This window comes from Paraglaciecola sp. (assembly GCF_051252315.1).
GTDB lineage: Bacteria > Pseudomonadota > Gammaproteobacteria > Enterobacterales > Alteromonadaceae > Paraglaciecola.
The window spans coordinates 1-15,678 of record NZ_JBPOFP010000108.1 but is presented as its reverse complement, the minus strand read 5'-3'; the positions used below and the strand labels follow the sequence as shown (position 1 = coordinate 15,678).

Genomic DNA, 15,678 nt, shown 5'->3' with positions numbered 1-15,678 from the left:
CATTTTCTTTTGTCACTTTTATGTTTACGTATGGCATAAATATCTTCCTTTAATGTTGATGTGATATATCAAAATACATTTTGCTTACTATTTTCCATTGACCTTGTTCTTTTAGTAATCCAATAAAATCAATGTATTGATGTGCCAACAATGGGCAATAGAGTTTTGCCATTGCCTGTTGTTCTACTATGTCCAATGATAGGATTTTGTAGAGGTATTTGTGCCCCAACTTATCGGGGATTGCCCGAGACTCAATAAGGGTTAACCATTCCTGAAGAGGGCGTCTTATATTAGTGTTCATCAACACTAAATCGGGAGAACAAATACTTTCTAATAAGTTAACGTCACCGTGGTGCAACCCATAAAAATAGTTGGTTAACACCTCGGTCACTAATTGAAAGTCGACGTTATTCAAGAATTAAGCTGCCGCTGGTATAGCAAACTGCATTTCTTCTCTCAGTGTGACAGCTTCAAATTCAGGTAACTTTGAAACGTCATCAATTAAACGCACTACATTCTCGCCAAGATTTATATGAGCGTATGGAAATACATTGCCCCAACTTGCATAGATAGCTATTAAGTAATCTAAAACGCAGACTTCGTCACCCGTTATGAATTTTTGGCCTTCTAAACGTGTATCAATAATTTTCCACAATTCAGCAGCTTTGAATGCCAATATATTCATGAATTCGTCTTTAGCCTCACTAGACGGCATAGCAAAATGAGCAGTAAACATCTTTGAATAGGCCGGGTGTAAAGTTGCATAATTAAACATTAGCTGTTGATTAAATTGTAACGATTGAGAAGAAACGGATATTTGATGTTTTTCAAATAAGTACTGACATATTGCAGCACCTTCTGTCAGCAGTCCGTCTGGCGTTTTTAATGCAGGAACCTGACCCGTTGGACTAATTTCATGGAAGTTCTCTACATCTTTGTGAAACACTATTTGAACAGGGATTTTATGTTTAATTAAAAGCATATGAATGGCGCTTGAGCAACTACCTGACATCGAATAAAGGGTATACATAGGGTTTTCCTTGTTGGTTAAATTCGAATGCCACTATACAAATCTTATACTTGTTGATAAATTCACTAAAAATACAAAATTGGTTTGCAAAAATGCACAATTGGGATGATTTTAGAATATTTCTATCAGTCGCAAAAACGGGCAGTTATTCGGCTTCAGCTCGAGATATAGGAGTGAATCATTCTACTATTTCACGGCGTATTCAAAATTTAGAGTTACAGCATGGTGTTAAATTATTTGAGCGCACTACAACTGGATATCAATTAACCGATGCAGGCGAAGCTATTTTCGATGTGGTCATGCAAGCTAGTGAAGCGACTACCCAAGCATCTAGAATGCTTAGCGGGCACGACGACAGGTTAGAAGGGGAGATTAAGTTAACAATGCCTCACGAATTATTTGACCGCTTTTTAGCCAGTCCTTTAGCTAAATTTTGTGAAGACTATCCAAAAATTAAAGTTAACCTAGAAGTTAAACCTGGGTTAAAAAATATTGCTAATCGAGAAGCTGATTTGGCTGTGCGTATTACTCCAGAACCACCCGAATACTTAATTGGCAGGCGTATTACCTATATGCAGCACGGCCTATATGTTAATGCAGATAGAATGAAAAAAATTCACCAAGGGGAAACTGAAACACCTCTTATTTTATGGCCAAACATTAAAGGGTTACCTAAGTGGGCGAGTCATTTTTCTAACCCTAAGGTGGCAATGTACGTTGATGATTTATCTTCTATGTATGAAGCGGTAAAAGCAGGCGTCGGGATAGCTCGTATGCCTTGTTTTTATCCAGACTCTGTTGGCCATGATTCTGTCATTCGTTTACCCATTGAGCAGTCTTTATCTAGCTGGGGGATTTGGTTGTTGAATCATGTGGATTTGCGATATTCAGCTAGGATTAACAAGTGTAAACAGGTGTTAGCCTTACATTTGGAAAAACATATCCCACTGTTTTTAGGTGAACATTCGAAATAATATGTACAGGTGTGTTGGTCTAAAAGAAGTAGGCCTAAATTAACATATTTTCAGTGAGCATTTTTTTAATTCCAGAGAACTCTTGGTACAGCTTAAAATGTGCTGACTCAGAAAACGTATCCGTTCTGGTTGTGTATTGACTAATCCAATCTATTAACATGTCTAAATTTTTGTCTTGTGCTGCTTTGGATTCATATTTATGGGGTTCCCAAGGTCTCTTACGAGCATTTTCTATACATAAGTTTATTGGCAAGTTTAAAAATATAATCTCATTGGCTTTAGGCAAGGCAACTTCAAGTAGGTCAGCGTAACAACCTTCAATTACCCAGTTGTTATTGTTACGGGTAAAGTCATGAATCAAATTCGCTGACTCTAGTAACGGTTTTCTTGTCGGTGGCATTGAGGCTTGCCAAGCTAACGTGTCTAAATCTAGATGGGGGAGGTTTTCTCGTTGGCTTAGTTGTTTGGCCAAGGTTGATTTCCCCGCCCCTGAATTACCAAATATTAGTGTTTTTTTCATAGATGAGATGCAATTCTTTCTCGTTAATTATGTATGACCACTTGATTCCTGCCTTGTTCTTACGCTTGATATAAGGCTTTGTCTGCGGACTTAAACAACACATCTAAATCAGGCGTTGCCATTGTTGCAACACCGAAACTTGTAGTGATAGGACCGGTTTGCGCCAGTTCCATTTTTTCTACTTTACTGCGCAATAATTCCGCTATCTGTTTGGCTTGCACTAAATCTGTATTGGGGCAGACTAGGATAAACTCTTCACCTCCCCATCTTGCTAGATAATCAGAGGGGCGAATATTGTCGCTAAGTAATTGAGCTAATGATTTTAATACAAGATCGCCAATATCATGGCCAAAGGTATCATTTAATTTTTTGAAATGGTCCACGTCTAATAAGACAAATGAAAAAGGTTTCTTGTTTCTTTTCCAGCTGGTTAACCCTTCATATAAAACATCTCGAATACCTAACCTATTGAGTAGACCAGTGAGTTGATCCGTTTTAGCTAAGTCTTCGAATTTTTGATTTTCTAAATTGAGTAATTTATTAATAGACACTAATTCTTTTTGATAAGCCAAATTTGATTTTAAGGTGCGGTTTAAAATTATTACTCTAAATAACAGCAAAGACAAAATAGACACTATCCAGATGATGATGAGAATTTTATAGAGTTGTTCCTGGCTGATTATAGGCCCTGACAATTCGATTTTTTCAAGCTGAAACTCCTGAACGCCTTCCCTAAATAAAGTGCCATTCTGAATTTCGATAAACACCACATCGTTAAATTCTGGATGCGATAGCTCAGGGGATATTTTATTGGCGCTTAACCACCAATCCGCTACTGTCATATCTTTTAAATTTAGTGGCTCGCCGTTGGAGAGTTTCGCAACGGGTAATTCAGCCGAATTGTATTTTGTTGTATTTGTTTCGCCAAATTTATAATATTCGTGATTACGGTTGCGTAAGTACAATCTAAAAAATTCTGATGGGCCTTCGGTATTTCCATATAAAGTGATTTGTTTGAAGCTCGATAAATCTAATCCTTCACCTTTTGCATTCACAGTCGTTAGCTGCCAACTACAAAATGGATTAGGGGCAATATCTTTTAAATGGCAAGTCCAGCTATTTTGCGCTTGATCACGCCACGTTATGTTTGACTGTCCTCCTTCAACAGTGTCTGCAAACACTATTGCTTGATAATCTTTGGTATAAATGGTTTGTGTTTTCGTTAAGGAATCTGCTGGAATTAACAATAATATTATAGATAAGCATGCCAGAGCGCTTAGGGCTATTTCCACTTTGGAAAATGAGAGAACTTTTTTCATAAAGGCATTTCTATAAGTAACTACGACATTATTAATATTAAGAAATTAACAAGCTAAAATACAGTCAATTCAACAATTCATTAACATTTAGGCTAAGTTAAAATCGAGTTGGTAATAAAACTTCACCGATTGATTCTCGACTAGTTTGTAAAATTATTTAAAGTGTTGTTTCTCATTTAGTTTTTTGGGGCGGGTAATTTAGTTTTAGCTTGATGTTCCGTTTTTATTGAAAAAAAGCTTCTCTATTGAGAAGCTTTATATAAATTTCAATTAGTGTGTCTAATTACTCAGGAGCCGCAACAGGTTTGATAATTATATTATCAATATAAACATCTATACCTGCACCGCTATTTCCAAATAGGTATAGGTCTAATCTTGCTTGATTATCTAATGCCGTCCAATCTTGCTGTGTCCTCGTTATCGTTACTGTTTGCCAATTGGTATTAGCACTAAACCAAGTTTCAATTCGGGAGTCCCATGCACCTTGGACTACATTTCGGATATAACCAGCTACATTGCCATTGTTTGATTTGATATCAAAACTGATGGTGTAGTCTTTACCTTCTCCCAATCCAAGGTCTTGTGGCATGACATCAGGACCTAAGTTAATACCAGTATTCGAGTTACCGTCGGAAGTTAGGTGTAATACTTGACCTTTTTCCGGCGCCGGATCGGTTGCTAACACCATATTCGTTGTCGCATTATTTTCCCAATAACCTACCCAAGGGGCTATGCTTGCATCTTCAAAGTACGGGTTCACGCCTACGAGTATATTAGTATCAGGTTCAATCACTACTGGGGTTAAGTCTTCTAGTTTGATGTTATCTATGTACCAAACTTGATTTGTGCTCAACATATTGAGTTGAATAAACGTACCCGTGTCAGGCCAGTCTGCACCTTCAATTTCTTTTTCAACTAATATCCAATCTGATGGAGCTGCGGCATTTGTTCCATGCCAAGGGCCTTGGGCGGTTGCTTTCCAGCCACCGTTGGCGTTAACAAACTGAGCAAATCCGCCAGCCCAACCAGTACCACTAACACGCTTCATGTAGAAGGATAATTTGAAGATTTTACCAGTTTTGACTAACCCTGTAGGTAATACGTCTTCGTCGATTAAAATGCCAACGCGACCATTTGTTGTATCAACTTTCAAACCAAAAGAGCCGTCTTTTGCTGCTTCTTCTGTTACTTCAACGTTACCGGTTGTGTCGTAGCTGACTTTCCAGTCATTTAAGTGACCGAATTCAAAACCGCCGTTGGCAGCGAGTAAGTTACCTTCTTCAGGAACAGGCGGCTCAAATGGAGAGTTAATTTCCATATCATTGATAACGTGATTATCTACCGCAGTACGCCAATCTCCATCTATGGCTCGCAATGAAGCTATTATCCGATAACCTTTACCAGGGGCTAATTCTTCTGGGAAGGTTAAGTTTAATTCGGTTTCACCTGACCCTGCCACTATTGTCGTTTTAGTCGCACCTAACCAGGCATTAGTAGGAGAATAAAGCTCAAAAGATAAATCACGATCTGAATCAGAAGAATAAGCAATATTTAAAGTTAACGTATCAGTTGGATCCAGTGCTGTTAAGTCTGTCTTAATTGCCACTGTATTACGCACAGTAAGTTGGTCTTTTACTTCTAAGGATATTGCCTCAGAGTGTCCACTGTCATAAGTGGTAGCAGTAATTATACTTAAACCAGGGGTAACCGGCGTCACAACACCGTGGTCGTCAACAGTGGCAACGTCTGGTGCACTGGATGTCCAAGTGACATATTGGTTACTAGCGTTCGCTGGTAACACCTGAGCATTAATACGATATGGCTTATCTTTGTTAATGGCTAAATCAGACTCAGATAAGGTAATTCCAGTCGCTGCAATATGTTGATACGCTTCTGCCGTATTAACTTCTAATACTAAAGAACTGACGTGTCCTTGGGTATCAGGGAAAGTTAACTCAACAGTATTGCTGGTCTTTAGGAATTTGGCTGGAACCGGAATATCGATGGCACCAAAGAAGTCACTACGACCTTGTTGATCATAACCTTTCCAGTCTGTTGGAACACTTACCGCATGACCATTAATTAATACTGTTGGTTGTTTTGATTTGTCGTGTTTACGACCAATACTCATTTTAAGGGTGGCCATGTTTTGACTGTCGTTGTAACCATGCATTGAATAGTGGTAATGCAAAGCCGCAATCGTTGTCGCCGAGCGTTGTGCTCTTGCCATTAACTTTTGATAGTCGCTGGTTGAACGCCATGTATCTGGGTTACGTTCAACAATCTTTTCAAATTGTTTTTGGTAACTGCGTAATACTGACTCATAACGTTGCTTATTGTTTTCGGCGATGCCGTCTACAATGGACTGGTCATATTCAATATTTTCTGCGTAAGCGTCGGTAAAACTTAAGCTAGTCTGATCTAATTGTACATCTCCATAGTTAAAAACCAGAGGGGTGTTTTCTAAGATAGGCTGTAAGTATGTATCTGCGTAATAATTGTTAGTACGAGATATTTGGTCATGACTAATTGGCGTGGCATAGGTGTATTCTATGACAACTGTTTCATGAGCCGCCAAGGTGAGCGAACTAGGTGCCAGAGCCACGACCTCATCAGTGTAAATTGCTGCCTCATCATATGGCACATCTAAACGTTTAATCCGGATACTAGTGACTTGTGCTTGTTGCGAGGCAAAATCTAAAGATACAGATTTACTTTCATCTTCATAGTTGTTCAGAGCAACATAGGCTTTGTTACCATAAACGAAAGCTTGTGTGCCTAAATCTGGATCTTGTGTGTCGATAGCGACACGGTGCCCTTTAACATCAGCCCATAAGTAATAAAATTTGGCCTTTTCAGTAGGCAAAAAGTTATTCACCTTACCAGCAATGATGGCGTCAGGATCAGGACGCAACACTACCGCAGAGTATGGGTTAAAGTTATTTGCCTCGTAGAACCACTTCGCAGTGTCAGTGATAAAAGGAATTGAGGTTAAAATTCGGTCTTCTCGTTCTAAGAAAGAAAACAGTAGGTGGTTATAAGATCGTAATTCTTGGGCGCTTTTTTGTGGACTATATTCAATTGGGTAACCATCGATAATGCCACCGTATTCGGTAAGCGCATGAGGTTTGACTTCTCCCCACTTGATATGACTGTAAGATTCAACCATATCGATAATTGCTTCTGCATTACTACCTGAGCGGAAGTTATCTTGTCCTGTAACATTGACTCCGTCATATAAATGAAAAGACATGGCATCCATTTGTTCGCCAGCCACATCCATAAACATTTTCATTCTGGTTTCCCAGTTTTCAAAATCGTATAGCTCAAAAGAAGGCCAAGCAGAAGAGAAACCTACAACATTGGTTTCAATACCTCTGGCATCAAACTCTAGGCCAATTTCTTTAAACCAGTTGGCCATATGTACTTGTACGGCTTGGTTTGCTACCGGATCCCAAGGGCCATCTACAAACTCATTGGCGTGTACAAAAGGCTCATTCATTGGTTCATAGAAAATAGGGCGAGTATCGTCATCGTAATAGTTTTCAAAGTAGTCAGCTGCCCAACGAGCACCTTCAATTGGATCATTTCCATCAGCAATAATGTTGCCTGGGTGCTCCGTAACTATGGTGCGGTTTGAATAAAACTTATATAGAGGATGATTTTTTGTCGCGGCAATAGCTGCAGGTCCGTCTGTCAGGGCTTTTTCTGTGCTGGGATAATTTGCGTTTCCACCTGCCGCTGACATTGGCCCCCAAAAAGCTCGGCCATATCCTGCATTTAATTCATTTCGAATAAATAACTGATCGATCTCTGCATTGTTCGAGTTGCCACCTGAGGCATGCATATTAAAGAATTTATTTCTTTGTAGTTGTGAAGTGTCACCTAAATAGTGCTGTGTAGTTAGGTTTATTTTGACATTAGTTGTGTCTGCTAATGTTAAAAAAGGTGCGCTTGCACTTAGCAGTCCAATTGCCAAATAAGTTTTATTTAATTTTAATTTCATCTTACTTGTCTCAATGTTTGTTTTCGTTTCATTAATTAAACTAACATTCATTACATATAAATAACAAATGTTAAATTTGATTTTTATTCATGTTGTAAAATTTATCGACACAATTAGGTTTGATTATTACACATTTGATATTCATTGTTAACAATATACCTTTATACCTGTTATTGTATGACATTAAGGCTGGTAGGATTTGTGTTTTTATGATGCCTCCTGTTTGTTTGAACTTGTTGATTAATGCCTTGAGTGCTGTTATTTTGTTAACTTGATTTTTACATTGCTTGTGAAATCATTAATCAATATTTAAAATTTTATGGGTGTAAAGAAGATGAAATTAAATAAGTTGTTATTGATCTTATTAACAGTAATACCTTTAGGTATGGCAAATGCGATAGTTATTCCTGCAGATGTATCTGTGCAAGGTACAGTGGGATTTGATGATGTTAATTCCTATGTAGGCGGCACATCGCAAAGTGATTCGATGGGAGCAGGGGGGAATTCTTCGAGTGTGAATGATGGCATTGTGACTGGAGATAATCCGGTCACTGACCAATTAACAAATCCATTGTTTGTCAATGCAAACTTGTCAGCAACTAATCAAGAAGTAGATTTCGATTTTTTCTCATACAGTTTTGAGGTGTTAATTGAAAATAATATGGCAACCGACGCTGAGTTTTTTTTTACCTTTGATTATTCTCAAAATTTGACAGCGAATGGTGATGACGCGGGCGTTTCTTCTTCTATTTCTTTATTCGACGATATGGACGATGAAATTATCTTATCTAATGTTGATGCGGATTCTTTTTTCGGGCCTCTATCAGATTCAAAATCAGATAGCGTGGATTTCTCATTTAATGTAGCTTCTGGTAGCCAGCTGTCATTCGGCGGATCTTTAGATTTGACAATGTTTGCCTATGGAACAAGTAGTTTTAGCGCATTAACTGATTTTTCTTTGTCTTTGACTAAGGTGAAATACCAGAGTACAGATGTGCCAGCACCAGCCATGTTGTCAGCATTTTTAATTGCGGCCCTTATGATGCTGAGACGTAAAAAGCTCTAATATTTCTTTAGGCAATAAAAAACGACTCGGTTGAGTCGTTTTTTTTTTTTATTTTTATTAATTTAATTTAACATATTTACAACTAGGTCGACGGTTTTAAAAAACTGTATTTTTTGGATATAGCTCTAAGGTTTGACCGATAGCGTCTAGTCCTTTGATTAGGTTGGTTTTATGCTGTTCGGCAATATCAAAACTAAAACTTAACTCACCTACCGTGACTTTTTGCTCTGATAAGTTGACGGTAATTTGGCTGTTAGCGTCTTGTTCTACTACTGCAAATAACTGATCCATTTGTTCACTAGCGAGTTGCACTGGTAACAATTGGTTGTTGATGCAGTTGCCGTAAAAAATATCGGCAAAACTAGTGGCGATTAATACTTTAAAACCGTAATCATCTAGTGACCAAGGGGCGTGTTCGCGACTCGAACCACAACCAAAGTTTTCACGTACTAACAAAATACTCGCCCCTTGATGTTCTGGTTTGTTTAACGAGAACTCAGGATTTAATACTTGTTCGTGTTGGTCTAAGTAACGCCAGTCATGGAACAAGTGTTTGCCATAACCACTGCGCGTGACTGCTGTTAAAAACTGCTTAGGAATAATTTGGTCGGTATCTACATTCGCTTGATTTAACGGCGCTGCTTTACCTGTGTGTACGTCTATTCCAGCAGGTGAAGTTTGATTTGTCATAATTCTTTCCTTTTGGCTCTACTGGTAATCACGAACATCAGCGAAACGACCAGCTAATGCAGCTGCTGCCGCCATTGCTGGACTAACTAAATGTGTACGTGCACCACGACCTTGACGGCCTTCGAAATTACGGTTACTGGTAGAGGCGCAACGGTCTCCACTTTGTAGAATGTCGTCGTTCATGCCTAAACACATCGAACAACCCGGTAAGCGCCATTCAAATCCTGCTTCAACAAATATTTTGTCTAGTTGTTCAGCTTCAGCTTGTTTTTTTACAGCTACAGAACCAGGTACCACAATTGCGGTTACGCCGCTTGCTACTTTGCCTTGTTTGGCAATCGCTGCAGCTGCTCGCATGTCTTCAATACGACCATTTGTACAAGAACCAATAAACACGTTATTAACGCTTAAATCTGAAAGTTTTTGTCCAGGCGTTAAGTCCATATATTTTAGGGCTTTAATCGCAGAGTCTTGATCGATTGGGTCATCAAAATCGGTCACTGCTGGCACAGGTACATTTACGCCAATAACTTGTCCTGGGTTGGTTCCCCAAGTGACTTGTGGTGTGATGTCTGCAGCGTTTAACTCAATAACTGAATCAAAGGCAGCGCCTTCATCTGAGACTAAACCTTTCCAGTACTCTACTGCTTGAGTCCAATCATCACCCTTAGGAGCAAACTCTCGGCCTTCAAGGTAATCGAATGTGATTTGGTCTGGTGCAATTAAACCCGCTTTAGCGCCAGCTTCGATACTCATGTTACAAACGGTCATACGTTCTTCCATGGTTAAAGCTGAAATAGCTTCTCCACTGTATTCAATCACATGACCAGTTGCACCAGCGTGACCGATTTCACCAATGATGGCTAAGATAACGTCTTTGGCTGTAATGCCTATAGGCAAACTACCGTTTACTTTTACTAACATGCTTTTAGCTTTACTTTGCTTTAACGTTTGGCTAGCAAAAACATGTTCAACTTGTGAGGTACCAATACCAAAGGCTAGGGCGCCAAATGCACCGTGAGTGGCAGTATGAGAATCACCACATACCACTGTCATGCCTGGCTGTATTAAACCTAACTCAGGCCCCATAACATGCACAATACCTTGTTTTTGGTGACCAACTGGAAACAAGGATATTCCGTGTTTTTCACAGTTGTTAGCTAAGGTTTGTAGTTGTAACTGATTCGTTGGTCCACAAGCATCAATCGCTAATGAACGAGTTGAAATACTGTGATCCATTGTGGCAAAGGTTCGCTGTGGACAGCGCACTTTACGGTTTTTTTCATCTAGACCAGCAAAGGCTTGGGGAGAAGTCACTTCATGTATCAAGTGACGATCGATGTACATTAAGCCTTCACTACCAACGGCTGATGAAGTGGTTTTATCAATAACATGGTCTTGCCATATTTTGTCGTATAAGGTGGTCGCCATTATGCGTACTCTTTTTAGTCTGTTTGTTACATTGCGGCTTTTTAATTGATTAAAAAGCCGCTTCAAAATTTAGCAGTGATTGGTTTAGGCTAATTGTGCCACTACGTAGTCACCCACTTGGCTCGTGCTTTTAGCTTGGTCACGCTTTTCAGGTGCCAATAGCTCGCCGGTTAATACGCCATCAGCTAGGGTTTTCATGACTGCTGCGTCAATGGCATCAGCAGCTTGGACTTCGCCAAGACTAAAACGTAACAACATTGATGCTGATAAAATTTGTGCAATTGGATTAGCAATACCTTGGCCAGCAATATCAGGTGCTGAACCACCGGCAGGTTCGTACATACCAAACTTACTGCCATTGATACTTGCTGATGGTAATAGACCCATAGAGCCTGTGATCATGGCGCACTCGTCAGAAATAATGTCACCAAACAAGTTAGAACATAACATCACATCAAACTGGTTCGGGTAACGTAATAATTGCATTGCTGCGTTGTCGATGTAGATGTGTTCTAACTCTACTTCTGGATAATCTTTGGCCACTTCTTCGGTGACTTCTCGCCACAAACGACTGCACACAAGTACGTTAGCTTTGTCTACCGAGGTGACTTTTTTGCCTCGTTTTTGTGCTGCTTCAAACGCAGTAATCGCAATCCGACGAATTTCCTTACGGCTATAACGCATGGTATCAAAAGCATAACCTTCTTCGCCTTCGCCTTCTAACCCTTTAGGTTGACCAAAGTAAATACCACTGGTTAATTCACGTACTACTAATACATCAAAACCGCTGGCCGCAATATCGGCTCTTAGAGGGGATAAAGCTTCTAGACCAGGATAAATTTTTGCTGGGCGTAAGTTGCTGAATAAATCAAAATGTCCGCGTAAAGCCAATAACGCTGCGCGTTCTGGACGTTGTTCTAAAGGTAGACTGTCCCATTTAGGGCCTCCAATCGAACCGAATAATATAGCGCTCGCTTCTTCACAACCTTTTAGTGTTTCAGGGGGTAAAGCTTGACCATGATTATCAATGGCGATACCGCCCACATCATAGTCATTTAGCTCAAAATTAATGTCGAATTTTTTACTTACTGCGGCTAATACTTTTTTGGCTTCAACCATGACTTCTGGACCGATGCCATCGCCTGCTAATACTGCTAATTTGTAGTCAGACATTACTTTTTATACCCCTGAAATTTTAACGTTTTGTTGCTTCTGTTGATCAATTTGATCAGCTAAATGTGTATTGTTGAGTACGTAGATAAGGGCTTTTACCCCAGATTCAACTATGTCTGTGGCTAAACCTATGCCATTAAAACGACGGCCATTGTATTCGGCGACCACTGACACTTGTGCTAACGCATTAGCGCCTTCACCTTTAGAATCAAGTTTAAAGTCTACAATATCTACGTTTTCGTGACCTAGTACTTTTGTTATTGCGTTATAGGCAGCGTCTACTGGACCATTACCTATGGCCGACTCAGTAATCTCAATCCCGCCTACTTGCATACAAACTGTGGCACTTGGAATGATTTCTTTGCCTGAGTTAGCTTGTAAGTATTTAAGTTGGTAGTGTTGCTCTTCTTGTTCTTGTTGACTGAAAAATAATAAGGCTTCTAAGTCATAATCAAACACTTGCCCTTTTTTGTCGGCTAATTTAACAAAAGCGGCATAAACCGTTTCTAAATCGAAGTCTGATTCTTTGTATCCCAACTCAATCAAACGGTGTTTGATAACATGGCGTCCTGAACGAGACGTTAAGTTTAAGTTGTTTTTGTTTATACCGACACTTTCTGGGGTCATAATTTCGTAAGTGTTTTGGCCTTTTAATACGCCATCTTGGTGAATACCTGATGAGTGACTAAACGCATTCGCACCAACAATCGCCTTATTAGCCTGTACCGGCATGTTACAAATATTGCTGACTAACTTAGAGGTGCGAGAGATCTCTTCACTCTTAATGTGTGTGTCTAGGCCTAATTTGGCTTGGCGTGTCTGCAAAATCATAGCTATTTCTTCGAGTGAACAATTACCAGCTCGTTCACCTAAACCATTAATGGTACATTCCACTTGGCGAGCACCCTGTTCAACTGCGGCCAAGGAGTTAGCTACGGCTAAACCTAAGTCATTATGACAATGTACTGAGATAACAGCTTTATCTATGTTTGGCACTCGATTAAATAGGTTTTGAATAATGCCGCCAAATTCAGTCGGTGTTGTATAACCTACTGTATCTGGAATATTGACTGTAGTGGCCCCAGCCGTGATCGCGGCTTCTACCATTCGGCACAAATAATCGATATGAGTACGCCCAGCATCTTCACAGGAGAACTCAACGTCGTCAGTGTATTTTCTAGCATGCTGAACTGCTTTTACTGCCATTTCGACAACTTGGTCTTGAGATTTGCGTAACTTAGTATTGACGTGTATTTCAGACGTAGCAATAAAAGTGTGAATCCGAAACTGTTCAGCGACTCTTAACGATTCGCCACAAGCATCAATGTCTTTAGCTAATGCGCGAGATAAACCACAAACGGTAGCATTTTTAACTTCACGAGCAATGGTCTGTACTGACTCGAAATCACCAGGTGAAGAAACAGGGAAACCTGCTTCGATTATGTCTACACCTAAACGTTCGAGGGCTAGAGCTATCTTCAGTTTTTCTTTCACGCTTAAACTGGCCGGTAGCGCCTGTTCGCCATCCCGCAAGGTGGTGTCAAAAATCTTAACTTGGTTAGACATACCTTCTCCTTAAAATGCTCTGTTGCTTGCTGTGATATTGATGAAAATACATATAAAAAAACCCGTGCTTAGCACGGGTTTTTGTAAATGCGTTACGCTTGCTTACAACCTACCCGTGCAGTCTTGCTGCCAGCAGGAGTAATAGAGTGATAAAAGCGTATTTCATTGATTAAATTCTTTAAATTGTATACTTACAAATTATAAGTGTATTTGTAACGCGGAAGTGGGATTGGGTCAACTCCCGTTTGCCTTAAAGCATATAACTTAAAAGTATAAATTTAAATTTTATCAAAAGTTTTTAAGATTTTGGGATTTACCTGACGAGATTCGCCGTTTGTTACTACTAAAGAACTAGACTGCTTTGTATTGAATGGGGGGGGCTTACTTACTAAACTGGCTAAGGAACTGACGTTATTAGGATTAAAGATAGATGCAACAACAGTTGAAATTTATTGAGCAGATTTCTCTAGAGTCTAGTAGTGACTTCTCGCTAACGGAAAATTTCAAACCTGCACTCAATTTATTATCAGGGCTCCTAAACACTAACTTAATTCAAGTTACTACTGTGTATACCGATCAGGATAATTATGAGTGTCAATTTAATGGGCATGTATATCAATCAGATAAGAATGAAACTGTTCATAGTGAGGAAGTAATTGGCTTCGAAAATTTGTCCGAAAGTTATAAAGATTACATACAATCTGACACTGAAATTGAAATACCTCTTACACAGCAAAGCGCGAGCATTATTCCCGTTACAGATAATGTAGCCTTTAGTCAATCAGACTTACCATGTTTCGCGATTCCCTTTATTGAAGATGAGCAACTATTAGGCGTTGTGGTTTATCAATCCAAGGAGCAAGTTAACTTTGCCGCCACTTTCCCGGCTGCTTTCCAGTGTTTTAAAAATGTTTTAATCAACCATGTTCTATACGTTCAACAAAATTTAAAACTTCGTACTTATCAAACAGTACTTGATCTAATGCCACAAAGGGTTTTTTGGAAAAACAAACAATCATTTTACTTAGGATGTAATAAGGCATTTTCTGATGATGCTGGTTTAGCCGATCCTGAAGAAATCACTGGCGTAACAGATTTTGATATATTTCCTCAAGAAGCAGAGTTATATCGATCTGATGACGCTAACACTATGATTACTAGAGAACACTTGATTAGCTCAGAAGAACCACAGACACATCAAGATGGCACTACCATATGGTTAAGAACATCAAAAAGACCGATTATTTCTTCCCTTGATAGAGTTGTTGGTGTTGTGGGGACTTATGATGACATTACACAGTTAAAAACTGTTCAACAAGAATTACATCATGCTAAAACCAAGTTAGAAGAAAGAGTGAATGAACGTACACAAGCATTAACTGATTCTAACGTAAAATTGGAGGGCTTAGTTAGCCAACTTCAATCTACTCAATTACAGCTAATAGAAAAAGAAAAAATGGCCGCTTTAGGGGGATTGGTAGCCGGCATTGCTCACGAAATTAACACTCCAATTGGTATTGCCGTTACGGGAGCAAGCCAACTGGAATATATGACAAATAGGCTTCAACGTTCTTTAAAAGAAGGGAGTATCACCAAATCTAAGTTCTTTGAAGGGTTTCAAAAAATAAATGAAAGCAGTGACCTTATTTTACGAAACTTAGAGCGAGCTTCGGATTTGATCCGTAACTTTAAAATGGTAGCAGTAGACCAATCTCATGATGAAAAGAGAGAGATTAAGTTAAAGTCATACCTAAGAGATGTTGTTAATACTATGACGCCTAAATCTCGAAAAAGTAATATCAGTATATTTTTAAAAGGTGATGAAGATATTAAGGTGACCACTTATCCAGGTACTTTTTCACAAATTGCCACCAACTTAATTGATAACTCCATAGTTCATGCG

12 protein-coding genes are annotated in these 15,678 nt (G+C 39.2%); 3 read left to right on the top strand and 9 right to left on the bottom strand.

Going from position 1 to position 15,678, the window contains the following annotated elements; genetic code table 11:
- Window positions 1-49: 49 nt before the first annotated feature.
- Both ACSHXM_RS17345 and ACSHXM_RS17340 read right to left on the bottom strand, forming a co-directional pair.
- A complete protein-coding gene (locus ACSHXM_RS17345; protein WP_435690813.1) occupies window positions 50-415 on the bottom strand; it encodes a nuclear transport factor 2 family protein in 366 nt (121 codons plus the stop codon).
- 3 nt (window positions 416-418) lie between these two features.
- Window positions 419-1,030: a glutathione S-transferase family protein gene (locus ACSHXM_RS17340; protein ID WP_435690811.1), complete on the bottom strand. Its 612-nt coding sequence runs from the start codon at window positions 1,028-1,030 to the stop codon at window positions 419-421.
- A gap of 92 nt (window positions 1,031-1,122) precedes the next feature.
- Here ACSHXM_RS17340 and ACSHXM_RS17335 point away from each other — a divergent pair, with 92 nt between their 5' ends.
- Entirely contained in the window at window positions 1,123-2,004 is an 882-nt protein-coding gene (locus tag ACSHXM_RS17335; protein WP_435690809.1) for a LysR family transcriptional regulator, read from the top strand.
- A 34-nt stretch (window positions 2,005-2,038) separates the two neighbouring features.
- Here ACSHXM_RS17335 and ACSHXM_RS17330 read toward each other — a convergent pair whose 3' ends face one another.
- From ACSHXM_RS17330 to ACSHXM_RS17320, 3 genes are all read right to left on the bottom strand, one after another.
- Window positions 2,039-2,524, bottom strand: a complete 486-nt coding sequence (locus ACSHXM_RS17330; RefSeq protein WP_435690807.1) for an AAA family ATPase — start codon at window positions 2,522-2,524, stop codon at window positions 2,039-2,041.
- Window positions 2,525-2,583: 59 nt separating this feature from the next.
- A complete protein-coding gene (locus ACSHXM_RS17325) occupies window positions 2,584-3,843 on the bottom strand; it encodes a GGDEF domain-containing protein (protein WP_435690805.1) in 1,260 nt (419 codons plus the stop codon).
- 283 nt (window positions 3,844-4,126) lie between these two features.
- On the bottom strand, window positions 4,127-7,849 hold the full coding sequence (locus ACSHXM_RS17320; protein ID WP_435690802.1) for an Ig-like domain-containing protein: 3,723 nt from the start codon (window positions 7,847-7,849) through the stop codon (window positions 4,127-4,129).
- 334 nt (window positions 7,850-8,183) lie between these two features.
- On the opposite strand from ACSHXM_RS17320, the gene ACSHXM_RS17315 reads away from it, so the two are divergent.
- Window positions 8,184-8,915, top strand: a complete 732-nt coding sequence (locus tag ACSHXM_RS17315) for a hypothetical protein (RefSeq protein ID WP_435690800.1) — start codon at window positions 8,184-8,186, stop codon at window positions 8,913-8,915.
- Between the two features lie 96 nt (window positions 8,916-9,011).
- Here the strand turns inward: ACSHXM_RS17315 and leuD are convergent, their stop codons facing one another.
- From leuD to leuA, 4 genes are all read right to left on the bottom strand, one after another.
- Window positions 9,012-9,605: a 3-isopropylmalate dehydratase small subunit gene (leuD, locus tag ACSHXM_RS17310; protein ID WP_435690798.1), complete on the bottom strand. Its 594-nt coding sequence runs from the start codon at window positions 9,603-9,605 to the stop codon at window positions 9,012-9,014.
- A gap of 18 nt (window positions 9,606-9,623) precedes the next feature.
- Window positions 9,624-11,036 (bottom strand): 3-isopropylmalate dehydratase large subunit, encoded by a 1,413-nt coding sequence (gene leuC, locus ACSHXM_RS17305; protein ID WP_435690796.1) that lies wholly within the window; start codon window positions 11,034-11,036, stop codon window positions 9,624-9,626.
- An 84-nt stretch (window positions 11,037-11,120) separates the two neighbouring features.
- Window positions 11,121-12,209: a 3-isopropylmalate dehydrogenase gene (gene leuB / locus ACSHXM_RS17300; protein ID WP_435690794.1), complete on the bottom strand. Its 1,089-nt coding sequence runs from the start codon at window positions 12,207-12,209 to the stop codon at window positions 11,121-11,123.
- Window positions 12,210-12,215: 6 nt separating this feature from the next.
- On the bottom strand, window positions 12,216-13,775 hold the full coding sequence (gene leuA, locus ACSHXM_RS17295; RefSeq protein ID WP_435690792.1) for a 2-isopropylmalate synthase: 1,560 nt from the start codon (window positions 13,773-13,775) through the stop codon (window positions 12,216-12,218).
- Window positions 13,776-14,205: 430 nt separating this feature from the next.
- On the opposite strand from leuA, the gene ACSHXM_RS17290 reads away from it, so the two are divergent.
- On the top strand, window positions 14,206-15,678 hold a 1,473-nt coding region (locus tag ACSHXM_RS17290), incomplete at its 3' end, for a sensor histidine kinase (RefSeq protein ID WP_435690790.1).

Coding starts and splice junctions, on each gene's coding strand:
- ACSHXM_RS17340 (WP_435690811.1), bottom strand. CDS start 1,030: ATGTATACCCTTTATTCGATGTCAGGTAGTTGCTCAAGCGCCATTCAT.
- ACSHXM_RS17335 (WP_435690809.1), top strand. CDS start 1,123: ATGCACAATTGGGATGATTTTAGAATATTTCTATCAGTCGCAAAAACG.
- ACSHXM_RS17330 (WP_435690807.1), bottom strand. CDS start 2,524: ATGAAAAAAACACTAATATTTGGTAATTCAGGGGCGGGGAAATCAACC.
- ACSHXM_RS17325 (WP_435690805.1), bottom strand. CDS start 3,843: ATGAAAAAAGTTCTCTCATTTTCCAAAGTGGAAATAGCCCTAAGCGCT.
- ACSHXM_RS17320 (WP_435690802.1), bottom strand. CDS start 7,849: ATGAAATTAAAATTAAATAAAACTTATTTGGCAATTGGACTGCTAAGT.
- ACSHXM_RS17315 (WP_435690800.1), top strand. CDS start 8,184: ATGAAATTAAATAAGTTGTTATTGATCTTATTAACAGTAATACCTTTA.
- leuD (WP_435690798.1), bottom strand. CDS start 9,605: ATGACAAATCAAACTTCACCTGCTGGAATAGACGTACACACAGGTAAA.
- leuC (WP_435690796.1), bottom strand. CDS start 11,036: ATGGCGACCACCTTATACGACAAAATATGGCAAGACCATGTTATTGAT.
- leuB (WP_435690794.1), bottom strand. CDS start 12,209: ATGTCTGACTACAAATTAGCAGTATTAGCAGGCGATGGCATCGGTCCA.
- leuA (WP_435690792.1), bottom strand. CDS start 13,775: ATGTCTAACCAAGTTAAGATTTTTGACACCACCTTGCGGGATGGCGAA.